The following is a 20,768-nucleotide window of genomic DNA, read 5'->3' on the forward strand; positions in this document are numbered from 1 at the left end:
TATCTGTTGGCGCATGAAGACGACAATTTTCGCCGCCTTCGCGGTACTTGCCACCTTCCTGGGCACAGCCCTGGTTCCCTCCGTCGCTCTGGCCGAATGCACCGACCCGGCGCAGCCGAAGGTCAACTGGCGCCGCTGCTACTTCGACGGGCGCGATCTGTCGTCTGTGAAACTTGCCGGGGCGATGCTGCGCGACGCCACTTTCCAGCGGGCCACGCTGAAGGATGCCGACCTGTCGGAGACCGACGGCTATCGTGCGAAGTTCTTCAGCGCCACCATGCCGGGGGTGAAGCTGGACGGCGCCCGCCTGATCGAGGCCGATTTCACCCGCGCCGACCTGACCGGGGCATCCCTGAAGGAAGCGGACCTGCGCAACGCGAAGCTGGTGAACGCCATCCTGCAAAAGGCCGACTTCACCGGGGCGCGGCTGGGCGGTGCGGACCTGCGGCACGCCGATCTGTCGGGCGCCACCTGGATCGACGGCACGACGGTGTGCGCCGAGAAATCCGTGGGACAGTGCAACTGATGAAACGGCAAGTAAATTTGCCTCTTACCGTATTATAATAACCTTACCCGAAAGTTGCTTGCCCGCCTCTTTCCCGCTGCGGTAGCCTTTTTTCCCTATGAGCAGTGGAAAGGCGGCGGCAATGGCGGGCGAAGAGGATTTCGAGACGGCGCGGATTCTCGCGAGCCGCGCCATGGATCGGATCGCCGTCCATGGGCTTTTGCCGAACCCGGAGAACTTTACCCTCTGGTACGCCTATTTTGGCGGGCAGAACCCGGACCTGACGCGCGCCATCGAACTGGCTCAGCGCGACGGCGCCAGGCTGTCGCAGGGCCATTGCGACGAACTGTACAAACGCTTCTTCACGCTCGACGCCGAAGCCCAGGCCATCCGCGAAACGTCGGAGCGGGCGCGCGTCGCCTTGGGGCGCATCCTCGACCAGTTGGGCAGTGTTGGCTCGGAGACGGACCGCTACGGGCAGGCGTTGGCCGGTTTCCGGGGGGAACTGGACCAGCCGATGAGCTTGGCCGAGCTGCGCGCCATGGTGGCGGCCATCGCGGCGGAGACGACCGCCATCGTGGACCGCCAGACCCGCCTGCAGAGCCAGCTTCTCGAATCCAGCCAGCAGTTGGCCGAGTTGCGCGTTGTCCTGGATTCCGCGCGTCGCGAGGCGATGACCGACGGGTTGACCGGAATCGCGAACCGGCGTGGCTTCGATCTGGCGCTGGCCTCCGCCGCGGAGGAGGCGGCGCAGACCGGAATGCCGATGACCCTGCTGATGGTCGACATCGACCATTTCAAGCGCTTCAACGACACCCATGGCCATCTCGTCGGCGACCACGTCCTGAAGCTGGTCGCCAAGGTGCTGACCGAAGGGGTCAAGGGGCGCGACACCGTCGCCCGTTACGGCGGCGAGGAGTTCAGCGTCGTCCTGCCGCACACCGGGCTTCAGAACGCCGTGAAGCTGGCCGAACAGCTTCGCGCCTCCGTGGGGTCGCGGCAGATCATCAACCGGTCGCGCAACGCCAATTACGGCTCGGTCACCCTGTCGGTCGGGGCTGCGGAGTACCGTCCCGGTGAGGATCTGCTGGCTCTGATGCGCCGCGCCGATGAGGCGCTCTACACCGCCAAGCGCGGCGGGCGGAACCGCGTTTGTGCGGAGGGGACGGTGGCGGGCTGAGCGCCGCCCATCAGGTGATTCCCGTCAGGCGCCGGACCGCGGCGTCGGTTTCGTCGACCAGCCGCGCCATCAGTTCCGCCGCCGTCTGCCGCCGTGCGAGACGGACGCCCTGTCCGGCCCACAGCGAGAGGAACTCGGGGCGCCCCTGCTGCGCCGCGGCGGTGCGCATCGGGCGGGTCAGCGCGTTCTGAAGGGGGAAGGGCAGGGCGTCGCCGTCCGCGATGTCCTCCATGACCCGGTTCACGATCCCGCGCGCCGGGCGGCCCGAGAAGGCGCGGGTCACGCGCGTCTGCGTCTCGCGGGCGTCGAGGATCGCCCGCTTGTGCGCCTCGGGGATGCCGGCCTCCGCGCAGGTCAGGAAGGCGGTTCCCATCTGCACACCGGCGGCGCCCAGAGCCAGCGCCGCCGCGATGCCGCGCCCGTCCATGATGCCGCCGGATGCCAGAACGGGCAGGTTCACCGCGTCCACCACCTGTGGAACCAATGCCATGGTGCCGACCAGACCGGCGGCGAAGTCCACCTCTCCCGAGCCCGTAGCGAAACTGCCGCGGTGCCCGCCGGCCTCGGCCCCTTGGGCGATCACGGCGTCCATGCCGGCCCGTTCCAGCGCAATGGCTTCCTCGACGCCGGTCGCCGTGCCGATCAGGAGCATGCCCCGCGCCTTGATGGCGGTCAGCGCGTCGGCGGGCGGGATGCCGAAGGTGAAGCTGAAGGCCGCCGCCCCGCAGTCCAGCGCTGCCGCCAATTGGGCGGCGAAGCCGTCGGCTCCCAGGACCGGTGTCCCGGGAGCGGGCAGGCCGAGATCGGCGTGGTAGCGCGCGATGGTCGCGACCGCCGCGTCCATCCTCCCGGCGTCCGGTGCTTCGGGCGCGGGCAGCGGGGCGAACAGGTTGATCCCGAAGGGGCGGGAAGTGCGGGAGCGGATCGCGCCCGCCCGCTCGGCGATCTGGTCCGGGGTCAGATAGGCCGCCCCGATGAAGCCGATGCCACCCGCCTCGCCCACCGCGGCGACGAGGTCCGCCGTGTCGGCGCCCCCGGCCATCGGGGCCTGAACGATGGGGTGGGACAGGCCCAGGCGCTGGGTCAGTGTGGTGTAAACCGGCATCGCGCCGCCCTCCGCTTTCAATGGTCCGCGGAGGGAGGCTAGGGCAGTCCGGCCATCGTGAAAAATGATTTGTTCAGATGGTACGGATCATGTCCGGTGATGGGAGGCCATAGCCACGTCACGCCGCGCGCAGCCACACCGCCGTGTCGTGGAAGGCGGCACCGCCCGCCGGCGGAATCGGCTCGGGCGAAGTCAGGGTGTTGATCCCGATCCCTTCCAGGAAGGCGCTGTTCGGCCAGATGCCCTCCACGATCACCACCCCGCGCGGCACCCCGGCGAAGGGCTTGGCGTGGACGACGACGCTGCCCAGCCCGTTGCCGAGGCGCACGGCGTCGCCTTCGGCCAGGGCGAGGTCCGCCGCGTCCTCCGGATGGATCAGGACGGTGGGACGGCCTTCGCGGCGCTGGGCGGTCACCGTCTCGGTGAAGCTGGAATTGAGGAACTGCCGGGCCGGGGCGGTGACGAGGCGGAAGGGATGCTCCGCATCGGCCGGGCGGCCCGGCGCCATGTGGTCCGGCAGGTCCGGCAACTGGCCGGCGCCGTAGGGGCCGAGCGCCGCCCAATCCGGCGCGAAGCGGAACCGCCCGTCCGGGAAGGCGAAGCCGTTCAGGAAATGCGAGGTCTCGAAATCCGGCTGGGCATCGATCCAGCGCCGCTCTGTCAGGGTGGCGGCGTCGGTCAGGCCGGAGGTCTTCAGCATGGAGTCGATGATCTCCAGCGCGCTCATGCCGAAGCCCGGATGCTCGGCGCCGACGCGGCGGGCCAGTTCGGTAATGACCCAGTGGTTCTCGCGCGATTCGAACTGCGGCTCGATCACCTTGCGGCCGATCAGGATGTGCATCTGCCCACCGCCGCGGTAGAGGTCGTCATGCTCCAGGAAGGTGGTGGCGGGGATGACGATGTCGGCCAGTTGCGCCGTGTCGGTCATGAACTGTTCGTGCACCGCCACGAATAGGTCGTCGCGCAGGAAACCGCGGCGCACGCGGGCGCTGTCCGGGCAGATCGCCGCCGGGTTGGTGTTCTGGATCAGCATGGCGGTGATCGGCGGACCGCTGGCGATGTCCTCCCCGGTCAGCACCGCGCCGATGCGCGACTGGTCGAAGCCGCGCACGGTGGTGTCCAACCGGTCCAGCCCCTCCGACAGGGTGCGGTCGATGCTGTAGATGCCCGAGGAGCAGTAAAGCGCCCCGCCGCCCTTGTGCGCCCAGGCGCCGGTGACCACTGGCAGGCAGGACACCGCGTGCATCTGAGCCGCGCCGTTGTGGGCGCGCGTCAGCCCGTAGCCCAGCCGCAGATAGCTGCGCTTGGTCGTGCCGTAAAGCCGGGCGAAGCCGACGATCTCCTCCACCGTCAGGCCGGTGATCGCCGCCGCCCATTCGGGCGTGCGGGTGGCGAGATGCGCCTCGAACCGGTCCGCCCCAGCGGCGTAGCGGTCGAGATAGGCGCGGTCGGCCAGCCCCTCGCGGAACAGCACATGCATCACCGCGCAGGCCAGCGCCCCGTCGGTGCCGGGGCGCAGCATCAGATGCAGGTCCGACACCTCCGCCGTGCCGGTCCGGTAGGGATCGATGGTGACCAGCTTCGCCCCGCGGCCCTTGCGGGCGCGGCTGACGTGGGTCATCACGTTGACCTGGGTCGCCACCGGGTTGCCGCCCCAGTTCACGATCAGGTCGCTGTCGGCCATCTCGCGCGGGTCGGCGCCGCGGATGTCGCCGTGGCCAGCCAGCCAGCCCATGTTGGCCGGCGTGTCGCAGACCGTGCTGATCTGCCGGGAATAGCCCTTCGCATGACGCAGCCGCTGGATGCCGCCGCGCTGCACCAGCCCCATGGTGCCGGCGTAGAAATAGGGCCAGACGGCTTCCGCGCCGTGGACCCGCTCGGCGTTCAGAAATGCGTCGGCGATGCGGTCCAACGCCTCGCCCCAGCCGATTTCCGCCCATTGGCCGGACCCCTTGGGGCCGGTGCGCCGCAGGGGCGTCCTCAGCCGGTCGGGAGAATGGACGCGCTCGGCGTAGCGGCTGACCTTCGCGCAGATGACGCCCGCCGTGTAGCTGTTGGCGGCGGCCCCGCGGACCTTGCCGATGCGGTCCGGCGCGACCTGTTCCACTTCGAGGGCGCAGGTGCTGGGGCAATCGTGCGGGCAGGCGGTCGGCAGGAAGACGGAGTTCACGGAGGGACGCCTCGGCGGGGAAAAAGCGACGGTCAGCTTATGTCCGGCGTCCGGCATTCCGCAACCGGTCAGGATTGTTTAAGAACTGCCATCAGATTTCAATATTGCAGCCCTATCCTTGTGGAGGTGCGTCGCGGAAAGATGTATGTTTTTCTGAAAATACTCGCATAAAGCGGCCTGTGCGCCGAGGCGAGCGCGGAACGACACAGCAAGGGGAAGCCGTATGATCGCGAATGTTGCCGGAGGCGCCCGGCGGACGCTGCGGGCCGGGGTGTTCGCCAGCCTGTTCGGTGCCATGGTCGGAGCCGTTGCCGGCATGGCCGCTCCGGGGATCGCCACGGCGTGGGCGGACGGGGTCAAGCTCGGCTATGTGGAATTCCCGCCCTACACCCAGACCGACGGCGGGGCCGCGAAGGGCAGCCTGATCGAGGCCTTCGAGAAGGCCGCCATGGCGGCCGGGATCGCCTACACCGCCGAATCGGCCCCGGCCCGCCGCCTCTTCTCCGGCATCGCGGACGGCGAGTTCAACATCTTCCTGGGCATCCGCACCGTCAAGGAATTCGACGGCACCACGCTGATCAGCGCCGCCCCGATCGCCCGGATCGAGCTGAACGCCTACGGCATCGGCGAAGCCCCGGCGGTCAAGGCGAAGGAGGATTTGTCGGGCAAGGCGGTCATCGCGCTGAACGGCTATTCCTACGGCGGCTGGCGCGCCTGGATGGAGGACCCGGCCAACAAGGTGCAGCTGGTCGACGCGCGCACCGCTGACCAAGCGCTGCAGCTTCTCCAGGCCGGGCGGGCGCCGACCCTGCTGCAATATTCGCTGCCGATGCAGCAGGCGCTGGGCGGGAAGACGCTCGCCGACCTCAAGGCGACGCCGGTCCAGAGCCTGGACGTCTACATCGTGGTGTCGAAGAAGACCCCCGACGCCGCGGCGGTTCTGGCGAAGCTCGAAGCCGGGTTCAAGGCGACCCAATAGCGCCGAGGCGGACGCCGACCGTTCGGCAACCGATTGTTCAGCAAGAGAAAAGGGCGGATCATGACGGTCAGCGGCGCGGCAGACGGGACGCAGGGCAGCGGGAATCAAGGTGGCGGTCTGGGGCTGCGCCTGCGGGCGTTGCTGCTGATCGGCGGCGTTCTGCTGGTCTATCAGGTGCTGGCCATCGCCTGGGGCGTGCACAGCTCGGCCAACCAGGCGAAGGAGACGCTGGCGGCGCGCGCCGACATGGTGGCGTCGCTGCAGGCCCGCGCGGCGGCGATCCCGCTCTTCGACTTCGACACCGAGCAGGTGCGCGAGGTCGCCAAGGCGCCTTCCTCCGACCCCGATTTCCTCGGCGTCCAGGTGCGCGACGACAAGGCCAAGGTGGTCGCCGAGGTCGGCGACACCAAGGCCGCGAAGGGCTTCATCGAGGTGGTGAAGCCCATCGTCGGCGGGCAGGCCGGGCAGCGCAAGACCATCGGCGAGTTCGTCCTGCGCCTGCGCACCGACCGGGTGGAGGCGCGGGTGACCGCCGACGCGGTGACCCAGATCGCCGTCGGGGCGGTCGCCTTCCTCGCCATCATGGCGGCGCTTTACCTCGTCGTTTCGGCCATCACGCGCCCGCTGATGCAGATCACCGCGATGGTCGGGCGGCTGGCCCAGGGCGACTACGCGGTCGCCGTGCCGGCGCTGGACCGCCGTGACGAGATGGGGGCCATGGCCCGCACCATCGACATGCTCCGCCAGAACGCCCAGCACCGCCAGCAGCTCGAAGCCGAGAAGCTGGCCCGGCAGGTGGAGGAGGCGCAACGGGGCGAGCGGCTGACCCGCCTCGCCGCCGCCTTCGACCGTTCGGTCCAGGCGACGGTCGGCGAGGCCTCCACCGCCGCCTCGCAGATGAAGGGCAGCGCCGGCAGCATGCTGGAGAGCGCGCTGCGCGCCGACCAGTGCAACGCCTCGGTGGCCGGGGCCGCCGACGAGACCAGCCGCACCGTCCAGACCGCCAGCGCGGCGGCGGAGCAGCTCACCCAGTCGATCCGCAGCATCGCCGAGAGCGTGAAGCAGTCGGTCGCCATGTCCGCCCAGGCCATCGACCGCGCCGACGCCAGCCGCAAGACGGTGGAGGCGCTGGCCGCCGGCGCCGCCAAGATCGGCGAGATCACCAGCCTCATCACCTCCATCGCCGGGCAGACCAACCTGCTGGCCCTGAACGCGACCATCGAGGCGGCGCGGGCCGGGGAGGCCGGTAAGGGCTTCGCGGTCGTAGCGTCCGAGGTGAAGAATCTGGCCAGCCAGACCGCCAAGGCGACGGAGGAGATCGCCACCCAGATCGGCGCCATCCAGTCGGTCACCCAGGAGACCGTGTCCGCCATCGGCGCCATCACCGAAACCATCGGCCAGCTCAGCCAGCGTTCGGCGGAGATTGCCGCCTCGGTCCAGCAGCAATTGGCCGCGACCGGTGAAATCGCCGAGAAGGTCCGCACCGTGGCCGGCGAGGCCGACACCGTGACCCGCAGCATCGCGGTCGCTTCCGGCGCCTCGTCGGAGGTGGCGACGGCGGCCCGCGAGTCGGTGGAGGTCGCCCAGACCCTCCAAGCCCGCTTCGTCGATCTGCGCGACGAGGTGCAGAAGTTCCTGGCCTCGATCAAGGCGGCGTAAACGGCCCGCGATGACACGCAACTTGCCTGCGATGGGCGCGCATGCCCGCCGCGGCCAAGTTGCGTTTCCCGATTTCGCCTCGCCGCACTAGGATGCCGCTCCCGAAAGGCGAGGATGATATGGACGACGGATTGAAGTGCCCGAAATGCAACTCCGAGCATGTCTATCAGGACGGCATGCTGTGGATCTGCCCCGAATGCGCCCATGAATGGAACCCGCAGGCCGAAGGCGGCGCGGGCGCGGAGGCTGCGGCGGATCAGGGGGTGCGGGACGCCAACGGGAACGCGCTGAGCGATGGCGACGCGGTGACGGTCACCAAGGATCTGAAGGTCAAGGGCTCGTCCCTGGTCGTCAAGGGCGGCACCAAGGTGAAGAACATCCGTCTGGTCGACGGGGCGGACGGCCACAACATCGCCTGCAAGATCGACGGCATTGGCGCGATGAATCTGAAGTCGGAATTCGTCAAAAAGGCGTGACGTCCTCCAGCTTCCCCGAAAAGAGAAAACCCCTCGCCGGAGCGCTCCGGCGAGGGGTTTTCCTTAGGGGCCATCGCCCGGGGCCGGGGATTACATCATCCCCAGCGCGCGCGGCAGCCAGGTGGAGATGATCGGCACGTAGGTGATCAGCACCAGGAAGCCCAGCATCGCCAGCAGCCACGGCCAGACGGCCACGGTCAGTTCGGTGATGCCCATCTTGGTGATGCCCGACGCGACGTAGAGGTTCAGGCCCACCGGGGGATGGCACATGCCCACCTCCATGTTCACGACCATCATGATGCCGAAATGGACCGGGTCGATGCCCAGCTTGATGGCGACCGGGAACAGGATCGGCGCCATGATCAGCACGATCGACGACGGTTCCATGAAGTTGCCGGCCATCAGCAGAAGGATGTTGGTCACCAGAAGGAAGGCGATCACACCCAGCCCCTGGGCGACGATCCAGTCGGCGATACCCTGCGGGATGTTCTCCGACGTCAGCACGAACGAGAACAGCACCGCGTTCGTGATGATGTAGAGCAGCATCGCCGACATGCTGGCCGAGGACAGCAGCACCTTCGGCACGCCGCGCAGCGGCATGTCCTTGTAGACGAAGACCGCGATGATGAAGGCGTAGACGGCGCTCATCGCCGCGGCCTCGGTCGGCGTGAAGACGCCGGAATAGATGCCGCCGATGACGATGACGATCAGCAGGAGGCCCCAGATCGCTTCACGCAGAGCCTTAAGGCGCTGGGCCAGGCTGGCCTTCGGCAGACGCGGGTAGCCGAACTTGCGCGCGCGGTACCAGGTGACGCCACCCAGCACGAAGGCCAGCATCAGGCCGGGGATGACGCCCGCCATGAAGAGCTGGCCGACCGAGGCGGCTTGCGGGCTGCCGCTGGTGGCGACCGAGTACATCACCATCACGATGGACGGTGGGATCAGGATGCCCAGCGCGCCCGAGGTGGTGATGACGCCGGCGCCGAACTGCTTCGGAAAGCCCTGGGCGACCATCGCCGGAAGCACGATGGAGCCGATGGCCACCACCGTCGCCGGGCTGGAGCCGGACACCGCTGCGAACAGGGCGCAGCCCATCACGCCGGCGAGGCCGAGGCCGCCGTGCCAGTGGCCGACCATCGCCGTGGCGAAGTTGATCATGCGACGGGCCACGCCGCCGTGCGTCAGGAAGTTGCCGGCCAGGATGAAGAACGGGATCGCCATGATCTCGAACTTCTCGATGCCGGTGAACAGCTTCAGCGCCACGGCCTCGATCGGCACGTGGGTCATGGTGAAGAGGAAGGTCAGAACCGTCAGGCCGAGCGAGATCGAGATCGGCATGCCGGTGAGCATCAGAACCAGCAGAAGGCCGAAGATGATGGCGGCGTTCATCGGTCGTTCTCCTTCGGTCCCTTACCGGCGGTCGGGCCAGCGGCCGGGCCATTTCCGGGCTTGCGGCCCTCGTGATGGGCGATGTCGTGCGGGTGCAGGTTGTCGTCCATCTCGTACCAGTTGACGTCCTGCGCGGCGCGCTGCGGGTCGGTGGTGTCCTCCTCCAGACCCTCGACATGGCCGTGGTCGTGGTGCGGGAGCTCGCCGGTGCGCAGGAAGTTGACCATCACCTGAAGGAAACGGAAGCACATCAGGTAGGAGCCGACCGGGATCGCCAGATAGATGATCCACATCGGCCATTCCAGGTCCGCCGAGACCTGCTCGGTGTTCGACATGTGCCAGACGAAGGTGGACCCCATCGTGCCGACGACGCCGGTGAACGTCGCGCCGGCCAGCAGGCCGAACACGATGAACTTCGACCGCATCGGGACGGACAGCTTGTTGATGAGCACGTCCACACCCACATGGATGCCGGTGCGAACGCCGTACGCGGCGCCGAACTTTGCCATCCAGACGAACATGTAGATGCAGAGTTCCTGCGCCCAGGCCAGATTCCAATGCAGGATGTAGTCCTGGATGACGGGGATGCCGGACGCATAACGGTGGACGACAGCGACGAAGATGATCGTCGTCGCCGCGGCCATCAGGAAGGCGATAAGAATCTCCTCCAGATGGTCTAGGATTTTCATGGGCATGGTGGCTCCGCGCGCAGGAGGAAGCGCCCGCGTCGAGTGCGCGGGCGCTTGCCGAAGGCCGTGCTTTTGTCTTGTTTTCTTGAAAGACCGGGCGGGGGTGCCGCCCGGTTACCCGAACCGTGTTACTCGCACTTGGCGGCGTCGGTCTCGGTCTTGATGCTCGCCAGCAATTCCTTGCCGACGCGCGACGCCATGTCCTCGTGGACCGGCAGCATGGCCTGGCGCCACGACGCGCGCTCGTCCTTGGTCAGCTCGTAGAACTTGGTCTTGCCGGCGGCCTTCATCGCCTCCAGCGCCTTGTCGTTCTCTTCCTGGGCGATGTTGTTGGCGTACTCGGTCGCCTCCTTCATCGCGCCGTCGAGCTGGGTGCGGACGTCGGCCGGCAGGCCGTCCCAGAACTTCTTGTTCACGATGACCGCGTAGCCCAGATAGCCGTGGTCGGAGAGCGTGGCGTGGCTCTGCACCTCGTGCATCTTCTGGGTGTACATGTTGGACGGCGGGTTCTCGGTGCCGTCGACGACGCCGGTCTGCAGGGCCTGATAGACCTCGGAGAAGGCCATCACCTGCGGCAGGGCGCCGAGCGCACGCATCTGCGCGTCGAGCACCTTCGACGACTGGATGCGCATCTTGAGGCCCTTGAAGTCCGCCGTGGCGTGCAGCGGCTTGTTGGCGCTCATGATCTTGAAGCCGTTGTCCCAATAGGCCAGACCGGTGATGCCCTTGTTCTCCAGCTTCTGGAACAGCTGCTTGCCGATCGTGCCGGTGGTGACCTTCACCAGGGCGGCCTTGCAGGGGAAGATGTAGGGCAGATCGAAGATCTCGAATTCCTTGGCGCCCAGCGGGCCGAACTTGGCCAGCGACGGGGCCAGCATCTGCACGGCGCCGAGCTGCAGGGCCTCCAGCTCCTCCTTGTCCTTGTAGAGCTGGCTGTTCGGGTAGACCTCGACCTTCACCTTGCCGGCGGTGCGTTGCTCGGCCAGCTGCTTGAACTTCTCGGCGCCCTTGCCCTTCGGGGTTTCCGGAGCGACGACGTGGCTGAACTTGATGACGATCGGCTCCTGCGCGGTGGCGGCGGTGGCGGCCATCAGGCAGCCGGCGGCGACGGTGGCGCACAGCAGCGAAACGAACTTCATAGGGGTCATCCTCCACTTGTTGTTGGTCAGACTGATGGTCCGGCCTTTGGTATTCTTTCATTGTTCGATAATTTCTCCCCTGACGCTATTGTGGAAATCCGTAGCTGTGAACGTGACATATTGGTTGCCGTGCCAACACCTCTCCCCCCCATGACCGGCGGTGCGGCCAGCGCCGCCCATGGCCTCGGCCAGCGCGGCCCGGTCCAGGCCATGCCCATCGTGGCGATGGCGCTGGTCGTCCTTCTGTTCGGCGTCTTCCTGTGGGTGCTCCACCGCAGCGAGCGGGAGGAGGAGACTCTCACCCTCATCAAGGACGTGCTGTGGGTGGAGCAGAACCTGCATTTCCAGCTCACCTCCGACGAGGAGAAGCTGCAGTATCTCGCCGAATCGCTGGGGCGCGAGGACACCACACCGGTGAACTACTCGGTGATGGCGCGCCACATCGTGACGGTGAATCCGGCGATCCAGCGGGTGGTGCGGCTGGACCCGCAGGGACGGCCGGTGCGGTCGGAGCCGCCGGTGGACGATGGGCCGGCGCTGGACGACGCCTTCGGCCCCAGCCCGCGCGCCGACGCCTTCCTGATCGCCCGCTCCTCGGGCCGCCGCGCCTATTCGGCGCCCTACCGGCTGGGGGCCGCGGACACCGCCTTCGAGATCGTCATCCCCATCTTCCGCGGGGACCAGTTCGCGGGCGCGCTCGCCGGCGTGCTGTCGATCGACGCCCTGCTGACCCATCACGTGCCCTGGTGGTTCGCCCAGCGCTACCAGCTGGAAGTCATCGACCCCTACGGCGGGGTGCTAGGGACCAAGTCGCGCATCGCGATGCCGGAGCCCCGGCGCAGCCATATCGTGCCCTTCGATCCGCCGGGGCATGGCCTGACCCTGGTCGCCACGCTGCATCAGCTGTCCGGCAACCTCGGGCGCAACATCCTGATCGCCGCCATCTTCGCGCTGACCGTTTCGGCCCTGTGGAGCCTGTGGGCGGTGCGCCGCCACATCGCCCGGCGAATCCGGGCGGAGGAGGCCCTGCGCGCCGAGCACGCCTTCCGCAAGGCGATGGAGGACAGTCTGACGGTGGGCATGCGCGCCCGCGACCTGGACGGGCGCATCATCTATGTGAATCCGGCCTTCTGCCGCATGGTCGGCTGGTCGGCGGAGGAGTTGGTGGGGGCGGGGCCGATCATGCCCTACTGGCTGCCCGAGGATCTCGTCCACACCGAGGAGGTCTTCCGCGCCGTCCTGGCCGGCAACGCGCCGGCCAACGGCTTCGAGCTGCGCTTCCGCCGGGCCAACGGCGAGCGGTTCGACGCGCTGATCTACGAGGCCCCGCTGATCGACGCCAAGGGGCGGCACACCGGCTGGATGGGCTCCGTCCTCGACATCACCGAGCGCAAGCGGGCGGAGGAGCTGGCCCGCCAGCAGCAGGAACGGCTCCAGCAGACGGCACGGCTCATCACCATGGGCGAGATGGCCTCGACCCTGGCTCATGAGCTGAACCAGCCGCTGTCGGCCATCGCCAGCTATTGCACCGGCTGCCTCAACCGCCTCCAAGCCGGCAGCATCCGGCCGGACGAGCTGGCCACGGCGCTGGAGAAGCTGTCCGGGCAGGCCAAGCGTGCCGGCCAGATCATCCGCCGGATCCACGACTTCGTGCGCAAGAGCGAACCGAACGTCGCTCCCTGCTGCCTGTCCGAGGTTCTGGAGGATTGCGTGGCGCTGATGGAGGCCGACGCCCGCCAGCAAGGGGTTAAGTTGGTGCTGGAGATCGGGCGTGACCTGCCGGCGGTGATGGCCGACCGCATCCTGCTGCAGCAGGTGGTGGTGAACCTGATGCGCAACGGCATCGAAGCGATGGCCTCGACCCGCCGCGACCGCCGCCGGCTGAGCGTGACGGTGCAGGCGATGGACGGGGCGGTCCTGACGCGCATCCAGGACCGCGGTTGTGGCATTTCGCCCGAAAATGCGGAAAAACTGTTCTCTCCCTTCTTCACCACCAAGACCGAGGGCATGGGCATGGGCCTGAACATCTGCCGGTCCATCATCGAACATCATCAGGGGCGCCTGTGGTTCGAGCCCGCAGCGGACGGCGGCACCGTGTTCCTCTTCTCCCTGCCGGTCCTGTGCGACCCGTCGGTGACCGGCGCGGCGGACTCCCACGACGAGAGAGCGACTGATGTGTGAGCCAAAGCTGCACATCGTCGATGACGACGAGGCGATCCGCGACGCTCTCGGCTGGCTGTTCCAGTCCCGCAACGTTCCGGTGGCCTCCTGGCCGTCGGCGGAGGCGTTCCTCGCCGATTACGATCCGGCCATGGCCGGCTGCCTTCTGCTCGACATACGCATGGAGGGGATGAGCGGGCTGGAGCTGTTCGACCGGCTGTCCGCCATGGGCTGCCGAATGCCCGTGCTGTTCCTGACCGGCCACGGCGACGTGCCCATCGCCGTGTCGGCCTTGAAGAAGGGTGCCCGCGATTTCGTGGAGAAGCCCTTCAACGACAACGACCTCGTCGACCGGGTGATCGAGGCGCTGGCCTTCGACGCCGGGGAGCGGGCGCGGCAGGCCGGGCAGGCCGGCGTCGCCGCCCGGCTGGCGACCCTAACCCAGCGCGAACGGCAGGTGATGGGGCTGGTGGTGGCCGGCAAGCTGAACAAGGTCATCGCCGACGAGCTGGGGATCAGCATGCGGACCGTCGAGGTGCACCGCGCCCACGTCTTCGAAAAGATGGGCGTCAAGACGGCGGTGGAGCTTGCCCGCATACTCGCGGCGGTGGGGTGAGGAGCAAAGGAAAGCAACCGACGGGCTTGACAGGCGGACCGATGCGGGCGACCCATTGGGGTAGGACGTGCATGCTGCCTTCCCCTGTCCAGTCCGGTCGCCATTCCATTTCCGTCAAAGGTCGGAGAGTGCCTTGCGCCTGCCCTCATCGACGCTTGGTCTGGGGTTAGCCGCCATCGCCCCGCTGCTGCTGTTTCTGGCGGTGGTGGTCTGGATTCTGGATCTCCGGCAGCAGGACGTGCTGGCGGCGGAGTTGGCGGCGCAGGCCCGTTCCGTGATGGTCGCCATCGACCGGGAGCTGGAAAGCAAGGCCCGCCCTCTGGAGCTTCTGGCCGCGTTGAGCCGCAACACGGTGGACGATCTCGCCCTGCTGAAGTCGGAGGCCGCGGAGGCCGTGCGAAGCCAGCCGGGCTGGCTGGCGATCGGAATGGTGAGGGTGGAGGATATGTCCCTTCAATTCCATACCCAATATCCGCTGGGCGTCCCCCTGCCGCCCCCGCGTCTGGACGAGGTGACCCGGCAGGTGGTCACCACGCAACGGACGGTGGTCGGTGGGGTTTTGCCCCCGGGAGGGCCGCCGGGACGCCCGGCACTGATCGTCCGTGCGCCGATCCTGGACCCGGAAGGCCCTCCGGGCGCGCCCGTCCGGCACGTCCTGTCGCTGGCGGTCGGGCTGGATGGGTTGGGCGCCGTGCTGCGAGGATCGGGAATTCCTCCGGCTTGGACGGTGTCGGTGGTCGATCCCTCCATGGTCATCGCCGCGCGCTCCCATGACCCTGACCTGCATGTCGGTCAGAAGGTCAGGGATATGATGGTGCCCCGGCTGATGGAGCCGCATCCGAAGCTGTTCTCGGCGACGACCCGGGAAGGGCATGAGGCGCTGGTCCTCGTCCACCGCTCGCAGCAGACCGGATGGTCGATCATCGTGGCCGTCCCGTTCGAGCAGATCAGCGGGCAGTTGAACCAGACGCGCACCACCGTCCTGGCCGGTGCGGCGGGGGCCGGTCTGGCGACGCTGGTGCTGTCGCTGGTGGTGACGCGCCATGTCCGCCGCCGCCGCCATGCGGAGCGCGAGGCCCGTCAGGCCCGCGAGGCCATGTTGGCGGAGCAGCGCCGCCGGCTGGAGGCGGAAAAGGAGCATGCGGAGGCCGCGAACCTCGCAAAGTCCGACTTCCTCGCCAACATGAGCCACGAACTGCGCACACCGCTGAACGCGATCATCGGCTTCAGCGAGGCGTTGATGTCCGGCCTGTTCGGTTCAAGCCCGCCGAAGCATCAGGAGTACATCGCCAGCATCCATGTTTCCGGCCAGCATCTTCTGTCGCTGGTCAACGACGTGCTGGACATGGCGAAGGTGGAGGCGGGGCGCCTGGAACTGTATCCGGAGCCGGTTCAGGTCGCCGTCCTGCTCGGCGAGTGCGTCGAGTTGGTGGAGGCGCTGGCCGGCCAGAAGGGGGTGCGGATGGAATGCTCTCCCGTCGAATCCGGCCTGATGGTGATGGCCGACGCCATGCGCTTGCGGCAGGCGGTCCTGAACCTGCTGTCCAACGCCATCAAATTCACGCCGGCGGGTGGACGGGTGCGTGTGGATGCGGCGCGTGGCGGGGACGGCTGCGTGTCGCTGACCGTCGCCGACACGGGCATCGGCATGTCACCGGAGGACATCAAGATCGCGCTGGAGCCGTTCCGCCAAGTGAACAGCTACATGACCAAGGCCCACTCCGGCACGGGGCTGGGGCTGCCGCTCGCCAAGCGCTTTGTGGAAGCCCACGGCGGTCGGCTGACGTTGAGCAGCGCCCCCGGAGAAGGCACGGTGGTGAACATCGTCCTTCCCGGTACCCCATCGCCCACTCCGCCCGCCGAACGTGGAGCCGTCCTGCTGTTCAAGGCGGAGTGATGCGGTCCGGTGCCGGGTCCGTGGCGGTCAGGCCGCTTTGCGCCTCAGGCAGGCTTCCATGTGGTCGAGGCCGCTGACCAGCTCTTCCGCGGCCTGGTCGGCGATGGCGCGGGCAAAGGCCCAGGCATCGTCCGTGGCGATGCGCGCCGCCTCGACGCGGGCGCACAGCCGGTTGTGCTGGCCGCGCAGGGCGTCCAGCGCGCGTTCCATGTCCTCCCGGCTCATGGCTTCACGAGCCTCGGGACCGGACCGCTCCACCAGCGACCGCAGCCGGTCCAGCCGGTCGGCGGTTGCCTGGAGAAGGTCGCGGCATTCGACGTCGTAAGCGTGCCGGTTGCGGCAGCTCATCTCTCGCTCCTCCCTTCGGATCGCTTGGGGCCGTTCGCCTGATCGTCAGGCTTATGGTCCGGGGCGGCGCTGCACTGCGGATGACATTTTCCGCATTCTGTGCGTTGCAGCAAAATCTCTGCTGCGGCGCCAAAATAAGAAATCCCTCTGGTTGCCTTTCATAGACGTATGAAAGGCATTTCCAGTTCCCAAGAACTTGACGTTTTGTGTATCTGGCCCAATCGGAAGCGTTCCATTCCGCTCCGAAGTCTTCGGATTTCTTGAATCCGTCCGGACTCTTTCTGCATCATCGGCCCCGCCCCGTCAAGCGGGCCAGGGGTATAAGACTATGGCGATTTGTCGCAGCCCAATGGAAGATCCCGATTGGTGCCGAGAGGCAGAAATGCGGCACAAAAACGGTGAGCCAGCCTCGAAATAAATCGGCGGACTTCTGGATTAAAGGAGACGTTTGCGTCGAAGGGATGGCGGCTGTTGTTGCTGTGACTTGGAGGGAGGGGGAGGGCGGCGCCCGTTACTCGGCCGCGACGCCGTAGGGGAAGCTATCGGCGTTGGCCGGCTCCGGCAACAGGGCTGGCTGCTGCGTTGCGGCGTGGCTGGGGCAGGCCTCGCACTGGTTCGCGCAATGGCTTTGGGCCATCTCCCGCATCATCGGCACGCATTTGCCGCACTGGACCTGACGCTCGTAATGCCGAAAGACGGAGGCCGGGGTGCGGGCGCCATTCTCCAGCGCCTTGGTAACCTGCTTGTCGTTCAGCGCATGGCAGATGCAGACGTACATGGGCCCCCGGCAGCGGTGCGTGTTGTGCGGTCGTGCTGGGGCCAATGTGCTGCGACTGAGAATGATTGTCAATTGATCTGAATCATGACGACCAAATTTGAGCGGATTGCGGCGGAATGTCACAGCCCTGGCGAACGGGGGATGCGGCTACCTCCGTCGTCGATGCCTTTCTTCACGCGGTGGGAGGATGTGGTGCTGCGAATGGGGTGGCTGCTGATCGCCGGGGGCGCGGTCCTTTGGGCTGGTGCTGCCGCGGCGGAGATGGGCATGCGCGTGCTGGCCTTCACCGATCCGGCGGACGGCGGCATGGCCCGCGCGGTGGTCTGGTATCCGACGGACGCGCCGGAAACGCCGGTGCGGCGCGGCCCCTTCACGTTCCGGGTGGCGGAGGGCGGGCCGGTGGCCGAGGGGCGCCACCCGCTGGTGGTTGTGTCCCACGGGTCCGGGGGAAGCGCTTTCGGCCACGCGGACACCGCCATGGCTCTGGCCCGGCGGGGCTATGTGGTCGCGACGGTCCATCACCGGGGCAACGCCTTCGACGACGACCGGGACGCCGGCACGGAACGGATGTGGCGGAACCGCCCGGCCCAGCTTTCCGCCGCGCTCGATCACGTTCTGGCAGACCCGGATCTGGCCGGCCGGCTCGACGGCGAACGCGTCGGCGCGCTCGGCTTCTCGGCCGGCGGTTACACGGTTCTGGTGGCCGCCGGCGGGGTGGCTGAGCTGGGACGCATCGCCGCCCATTGCCACACCCCGCCCGCCGGTGAGCGCTTCTGCCATCTTGGGAACGAGGAGACGCAGGCTCGTGTCGAGGCGCGCGACCGGCGCATCCGTGCCGCCGTCCTGATGGCGCCGGTCGGCGTTCCTTTCTCCAAGGACGGCCTCGCCGGGGTGACGATTCCCATCCGCCTGTACCGGGCGGAGCAGGACGAGCAGATCGCGGCTTCCCAGGTCGAGGGCCTGCGTGACCGGTTGCCCGTGCCACCCGAATACGACGTCGTGCGCGATGCCGGGCACTTCGCCTTCATGATGCCGGTGCCGGCGCCCCTTGCGCCGGAGCTCGGGCCGCCCGCCTGGGACCCGCCGGGCTTCGACCGCGCGGCCTTTCACGAGCGGCTCAACGCGGAGATCGCCGATTTCTTCGACCGCGCTCTTGCAATCGAACGCCAGGGGCGCTAGCCCCTCGGCATGAGCGACTCATCCGACACTTCGTCCGCCCGTCCCTTGCCGGCGCACACCCCCCTGGGGCAGACCATCTATCTGGCGCCCGAGGGCTTCGTTCAGGACCTCGTGGCCGAACTGGGCGACGTGGCGGCGGTGGAGGACCGGCTGGTCTTCGCCGACGGGCCGGCGCGTTCCGCCGCCTGGGCCCAGAACATCTGGCACGACCCGGTGCGGATCGAGTTCGCGTCGATCAAGGAGGGCGCGCGGGCCCTGCGCTCCATCCAGCGCAACTGGGCGCTCTGGACGCTGCGCCATCACCGCCGGGCCAGCCTGATCCAGGACAACCTGCCCCATGTCTCGGCCAAGCCGGTGGTCTTCCCATCGCCGCTGCCGACCGCCCCGCTGGGCTCCTGGACGCTGCTGGATGAGAACACCATCGTCGCGGCGGCGCGCTGTTCCAGCCCCTACCGCCACGGCGAGGTCACCTTCGTCGAGAACCGGACGGTGCCGCCCAACCGCGCCTATCTGAAGCTGTGGGAAGCGCTGACCCTGTTCGGCGAACAGCCGGGGCCGGGCGACCGCTGCATCGACCTCGGCGCCTGCCCCGGCGGCTGGAGCTGGGTGCTTCACGAGCTGGGCGCCAGCGTGGTCAGCGTCGACAAGGCGCCGCTCGATCCGGCCATCGCCGCCCTGCCGCGCATCGAGTTCCGCCAGGAGAGCGCCTTCGGCCTGAAGCCGCAGGACGTCGGGCCGGTGGATTGGCTGTGCTGCGACGTGATCTGCTACCCCACGCGCCTGCTGCGGCTGGTGAATCAGTGGATGGAGAGCGGGCTGGCCAAGCGCTTCATCTGCACGCTGAAGTTCCAGGCTGAGACGGACCACGAGACGGCCCGCGCCTTCGCCGCGATCCCCGGCGGGCGGGTGCTGCACCTGAACCACAACAAGCACGAGCTGACCTGGATGTGGCCGGCGGCTCCCGTCTGAGCGAGGCTACGCCCGGCGCAGGGCCAGCTCCAGTGCGGGTTTGAGGATCGAAGCGGCGCCGTAGCCGATCTCCACCACCTCCTCCGCGCGGTCGAACTCCAGGATGCCGATGTGGGCGAGGCGTGGCGCGATGAGCACGTCGGGCGGCTCGCCGGCCAGACGGGAGCGGGTGATGCGGTCCTGCATGATGTCGATCGACCCGGCCATCACGTCCATCACATTGGGCGGGACGTTGGAAGCCGGGGGGCGCGTCAGCTGGTCGGCGAGGAAGCGCGTGCGTGCCGCCGGACGCCGTCCCATCCAGGAGGCGATCTGCGAGGTCAGGGTGGAGAAGACGGGCGAGGTCGCATCCCCCGCCGGGGCCATCGCCACTTCCGGCACGGGCTGGGGCTGCTGCATCTGGGCCTCCTGCATCTGAGACGCCTGCATCTGGGCCGGCTTCGCCTCCGCCGCCTTGCGCAGCTTTGCGGCGCCGCGACCCGAGGGGCGGCTTAACGGCGACAATTCGCTGTTCAGGTTGACCGCGATCACCACGTCCGCCCCCAACGCACGGCAGAGCGACACCGGCACCGGGTTGACCAGCGCGCCGTCCACCAGCCAATGGTCGTCGCGCCGCACCGCCGGGAACAGGCCGGGCATGGCGGCCGACGCCTGCACCGCGCTGAGCATCGGTCCATCGCGCAGCCAGATCTCCCGTCCGGTGCCGAGGTCGGTGGCGACCGCGGCGAAGGGCTTGCGCAGCTGATCGATGGTGACTTCGGTGCGATGGTTGCGGAAGCGGTCGAAGGTGCGGTCGGCGGCCAGCAGCCCGCCGCGGCGGAAGGTCAGGTCGATGATGCCGAGCATGCCGAGCCAGCCCATGCTCTGCGCCCAGGCCTGCAACTCGTCCAGCTGGTCCGTCAGGTAGGCCGCGCCGACCACCGCGCCGATGGAGGTCCCGCAGATCACGTCGGGCTCGACCCCGATCTCCTCCAACGCGCGCAGAACGCCGATGTGCGCCCAGCCACGCGCCGCACCGCTGCCCAGGGCCAGTCCGATCTTCAGTCCGCTCACCGCCAGCACCTCATGTCTTGTGGGCTTGGTCAGGCTTGTCCGGCGCCGACGCGTCGATGGGTGTCCAAAGGGATTTGGAGCATCGGACCGTCGGTGGAAACCCTTCCATCCGGGGGACGCGGGACGCGCCCGGAGCCCTCCTCATGGGGGATGCCGAAAATTGTACCCGCTTTTGCCCTCTATTTGACTTGCATCAGTTTTTCTTCCGATTACCTGTGGCATTGCGATGGATGAAAGAGTTTCCGGGCGACGTTAACCAAACATCAACTGGAAGCGTCCAATGTCGCTCTCAACACGGACAATCAGGGATGGCGGAGGTTGCCATGGCCCAGGATCTCAAGAGTTTCAAGAAGGATTGGCAGCGCTGGTCGGCGGCGGAGAAGCTGACGGCGGTGGCCATCCTGATCGTCGCCGCGGTCGCGCTGGGCGGCCCGGTGACCATTCTGTTCTGATGTGCTCCGGGTGACCGGCGTATCC

The 20,768-nt window shown here is 67.8% G+C and carries 19 protein-coding genes; 11 read left to right on the forward strand and 8 right to left on the reverse strand.

Annotation, left to right across the window (positions count from 1 at the left end):
- Window positions 1–13: 13 nt before the first annotated feature.
- Both Q4I23_RS03525 and Q4I23_RS03530 read left to right on the forward strand, forming a co-directional pair.
- On the forward strand, window positions 14–526 hold the full coding sequence (locus tag Q4I23_RS03525; RefSeq protein WP_454018551.1) for a pentapeptide repeat-containing protein: 513 nt from the start codon (window positions 14–16) through the stop codon (window positions 524–526).
- 121 nt (window positions 527–647) lie between these two features.
- Complete coding sequence (locus tag Q4I23_RS03530; protein ID WP_498525327.1) at window positions 648–1,685, forward strand: GGDEF domain-containing protein; 1,038 nt, start codon at window positions 648–650, stop codon at window positions 1,683–1,685.
- A gap of 10 nt (window positions 1,686–1,695) precedes the next feature.
- On the opposite strand, the gene Q4I23_RS03535 is transcribed toward Q4I23_RS03530, so the two are convergent.
- On the reverse strand, window positions 1,696–2,790 hold the full coding sequence (locus Q4I23_RS03535; RefSeq protein WP_498525328.1) for an NAD(P)H-dependent flavin oxidoreductase: 1,095 nt from the start codon (window positions 2,788–2,790) through the stop codon (window positions 1,696–1,698).
- Window positions 2,791–2,908: 118 nt separating this feature from the next.
- Window positions 2,909–4,960 carry a molybdopterin oxidoreductase family protein gene (locus Q4I23_RS03540; RefSeq protein WP_498525329.1) on the reverse strand — a complete coding sequence of 684 codons (2,052 nt, stop codon included), beginning with the start codon at window positions 4,958–4,960 and terminating at the stop codon, window positions 2,909–2,911.
- A 223-nt stretch (window positions 4,961–5,183) separates the two neighbouring features.
- Here Q4I23_RS03540 and Q4I23_RS03545 point away from each other — a divergent pair, with 223 nt between their 5' ends.
- The 3 genes from Q4I23_RS03545 (at window position 5,184) to Q4I23_RS03555 (ending at window position 8,074) form a co-directional block, all read left to right on the forward strand.
- On the forward strand, window positions 5,184–5,939 hold the full coding sequence (locus Q4I23_RS03545) for a transporter substrate-binding domain-containing protein (protein ID WP_498525330.1): 756 nt from the start codon (window positions 5,184–5,186) through the stop codon (window positions 5,937–5,939).
- Window positions 5,940–5,999: 60 nt separating this feature from the next.
- On the forward strand, window positions 6,000–7,598 hold the full coding sequence (locus Q4I23_RS03550; protein WP_498525331.1) for a methyl-accepting chemotaxis protein: 1,599 nt from the start codon (window positions 6,000–6,002) through the stop codon (window positions 7,596–7,598).
- Between the two features lie 119 nt (window positions 7,599–7,717).
- Window positions 7,718–8,074, forward strand: a complete 357-nt coding sequence (locus Q4I23_RS03555) for a zinc ribbon domain-containing protein YjdM (protein ID WP_498525332.1) — start codon at window positions 7,718–7,720, stop codon at window positions 8,072–8,074.
- Window positions 8,075–8,164: 90 nt separating this feature from the next.
- On the opposite strand, the gene Q4I23_RS03560 is transcribed toward Q4I23_RS03555, so the two are convergent.
- The 3 genes from Q4I23_RS03560 to Q4I23_RS03570 form a co-directional block, all read right to left on the reverse strand.
- Complete coding sequence (locus Q4I23_RS03560; protein ID WP_454018544.1) at window positions 8,165–9,463, reverse strand: TRAP transporter large permease; 1,299 nt, start codon at window positions 9,461–9,463, stop codon at window positions 8,165–8,167.
- Window positions 9,460–10,158 carry a TRAP transporter small permease gene (locus Q4I23_RS03565; RefSeq protein ID WP_454018543.1) on the reverse strand — a complete coding sequence of 233 codons (699 nt, stop codon included), beginning with the start codon at window positions 10,156–10,158 and terminating at the stop codon, window positions 9,460–9,462. The genes Q4I23_RS03560 and Q4I23_RS03565 overlap by 4 nt, the downstream gene beginning before the upstream one ends.
- A 122-nt stretch (window positions 10,159–10,280) precedes the next feature.
- Window positions 10,281–11,291 (reverse strand): TRAP transporter substrate-binding protein, encoded by a 1,011-nt coding sequence (locus tag Q4I23_RS03570; RefSeq protein ID WP_454018542.1) that lies wholly within the window; start codon window positions 11,289–11,291, stop codon window positions 10,281–10,283.
- Window positions 11,292–11,441: 150 nt separating this feature from the next.
- Between Q4I23_RS03570 and Q4I23_RS03575 the strand changes: the two genes are divergently transcribed.
- From Q4I23_RS03575 to Q4I23_RS03585, 3 genes are all read left to right on the forward strand, one after another.
- Entirely contained in the window at window positions 11,442–13,472 is a 2,031-nt protein-coding gene (locus Q4I23_RS03575) for a sensor histidine kinase (protein ID WP_498525333.1), read from the forward strand.
- Entirely contained in the window at window positions 13,465–14,067 is a 603-nt protein-coding gene (locus Q4I23_RS03580) for a response regulator transcription factor (protein ID WP_237903409.1), read from the forward strand. Before Q4I23_RS03575 ends, Q4I23_RS03580 begins: the two co-directional genes overlap by 8 nt.
- A 133-nt stretch (window positions 14,068–14,200) precedes the next feature.
- Window positions 14,201–15,964 carry a sensor histidine kinase gene (locus tag Q4I23_RS03585; protein WP_498525334.1) on the forward strand — a complete coding sequence of 588 codons (1,764 nt, stop codon included), beginning with the start codon at window positions 14,201–14,203 and terminating at the stop codon, window positions 15,962–15,964.
- Between the two features lie 27 nt (window positions 15,965–15,991).
- Here Q4I23_RS03585 and Q4I23_RS03590 read toward each other — a convergent pair whose 3' ends face one another.
- Together Q4I23_RS03590 and Q4I23_RS03595 are read right to left on the reverse strand one after the other, a co-directional pair.
- The gene (locus tag Q4I23_RS03590) at window positions 15,992–16,312 is read right to left on the reverse strand and encodes a hypothetical protein (RefSeq protein WP_014240637.1); all 321 of its coding nucleotides are present in this window, start codon (window positions 16,310–16,312) and stop codon (window positions 15,992–15,994) included.
- Window positions 16,313–16,823: 511 nt separating this feature from the next.
- Window positions 16,824–17,090: a (2Fe-2S)-binding protein gene (locus Q4I23_RS03595; protein WP_237903411.1), complete on the reverse strand. Its 267-nt coding sequence runs from the start codon at window positions 17,088–17,090 to the stop codon at window positions 16,824–16,826.
- 201 nt (window positions 17,091–17,291) lie between these two features.
- Between Q4I23_RS03595 and Q4I23_RS03600 the strand changes: the two genes are divergently transcribed.
- Window positions 17,292–18,269: an alpha/beta hydrolase family protein gene (locus Q4I23_RS03600; protein ID WP_454018782.1), complete on the forward strand. Its 978-nt coding sequence runs from the start codon at window positions 17,292–17,294 to the stop codon at window positions 18,267–18,269.
- A gap of 9 nt (window positions 18,270–18,278) precedes the next feature.
- On the forward strand, window positions 18,279–19,238 hold the full coding sequence (locus tag Q4I23_RS03605) for an SAM-dependent methyltransferase (RefSeq protein WP_454018538.1): 960 nt from the start codon (window positions 18,279–18,281) through the stop codon (window positions 19,236–19,238).
- 6 nt (window positions 19,239–19,244) lie between these two features.
- Here the strand turns inward: Q4I23_RS03605 and Q4I23_RS03610 are convergent, their stop codons facing one another.
- On the reverse strand, window positions 19,245–20,291 hold the full coding sequence (locus Q4I23_RS03610; protein ID WP_498525335.1) for a patatin-like phospholipase family protein: 1,047 nt from the start codon (window positions 20,289–20,291) through the stop codon (window positions 19,245–19,247).
- 323 nt (window positions 20,292–20,614) lie between these two features.
- On the opposite strand from Q4I23_RS03610, the gene Q4I23_RS03615 reads away from it, so the two are divergent.
- Complete coding sequence (locus Q4I23_RS03615) at window positions 20,615–20,743, forward strand: hypothetical protein (RefSeq protein ID WP_256380053.1); 129 nt, start codon at window positions 20,615–20,617, stop codon at window positions 20,741–20,743.
- Window positions 20,744–20,768 lie beyond the last annotated feature (25 nt).

The sequence above is a fragment of the Azospirillum sp. UFLA03-27 genome (assembly GCF_059803775.1).

What these genes read in the sequence shown, in the direction of transcription:
- Q4I23_RS03525 (WP_454018551.1), top strand. Translation starts at nt 14, where the DNA reads ATGAAGACGACAATTTTCGCCGCCTTCGCGGTACTTGCCACCTTCCTG.
- Q4I23_RS03530 (WP_498525327.1), top strand. Translation starts at nt 648, where the DNA reads ATGGCGGGCGAAGAGGATTTCGAGACGGCGCGGATTCTCGCGAGCCGC.
- Q4I23_RS03535 (WP_498525328.1), bottom strand. Translation starts at nt 2,790, where the DNA reads ATGCCGGTTTACACCACACTGACCCAGCGCCTGGGCCTGTCCCACCCC.
- Q4I23_RS03545 (WP_498525330.1), top strand. Translation starts at nt 5,184, where the DNA reads ATGATCGCGAATGTTGCCGGAGGCGCCCGGCGGACGCTGCGGGCCGGG.
- Q4I23_RS03550 (WP_498525331.1), top strand. Translation starts at nt 6,000, where the DNA reads ATGACGGTCAGCGGCGCGGCAGACGGGACGCAGGGCAGCGGGAATCAA.
- Q4I23_RS03555 (WP_498525332.1), top strand. Translation starts at nt 7,718, where the DNA reads ATGGACGACGGATTGAAGTGCCCGAAATGCAACTCCGAGCATGTCTAT.
- Q4I23_RS03560 (WP_454018544.1), bottom strand. Translation starts at nt 9,463, where the DNA reads ATGAACGCCGCCATCATCTTCGGCCTTCTGCTGGTTCTGATGCTCACC.
- Q4I23_RS03565 (WP_454018543.1), bottom strand. Translation starts at nt 10,158, where the DNA reads ATGCCCATGAAAATCCTAGACCATCTGGAGGAGATTCTTATCGCCTTC.
- Q4I23_RS03570 (WP_454018542.1), bottom strand. Translation starts at nt 11,291, where the DNA reads ATGAAGTTCGTTTCGCTGCTGTGCGCCACCGTCGCCGCCGGCTGCCTG.
- Q4I23_RS03575 (WP_498525333.1), top strand. Translation starts at nt 11,442, where the DNA reads ATGACCGGCGGTGCGGCCAGCGCCGCCCATGGCCTCGGCCAGCGCGGC.
- Q4I23_RS03580 (WP_237903409.1), top strand. Translation starts at nt 13,465, where the DNA reads ATGTGTGAGCCAAAGCTGCACATCGTCGATGACGACGAGGCGATCCGC.
- Q4I23_RS03590 (WP_014240637.1), bottom strand. Translation starts at nt 16,312, where the DNA reads ATGAGCTGCCGCAACCGGCACGCTTACGACGTCGAATGCCGCGACCTT.
- Q4I23_RS03595 (WP_237903411.1), bottom strand. Translation starts at nt 17,090, where the DNA reads ATGTACGTCTGCATCTGCCATGCGCTGAACGACAAGCAGGTTACCAAG.
- Q4I23_RS03600 (WP_454018782.1), top strand. Translation starts at nt 17,292, where the DNA reads ATGGGGTGGCTGCTGATCGCCGGGGGCGCGGTCCTTTGGGCTGGTGCT.
- Q4I23_RS03605 (WP_454018538.1), top strand. Translation starts at nt 18,279, where the DNA reads ATGAGCGACTCATCCGACACTTCGTCCGCCCGTCCCTTGCCGGCGCAC.
- Q4I23_RS03615 (WP_256380053.1), top strand. Translation starts at nt 20,615, where the DNA reads ATGGCCCAGGATCTCAAGAGTTTCAAGAAGGATTGGCAGCGCTGGTCG.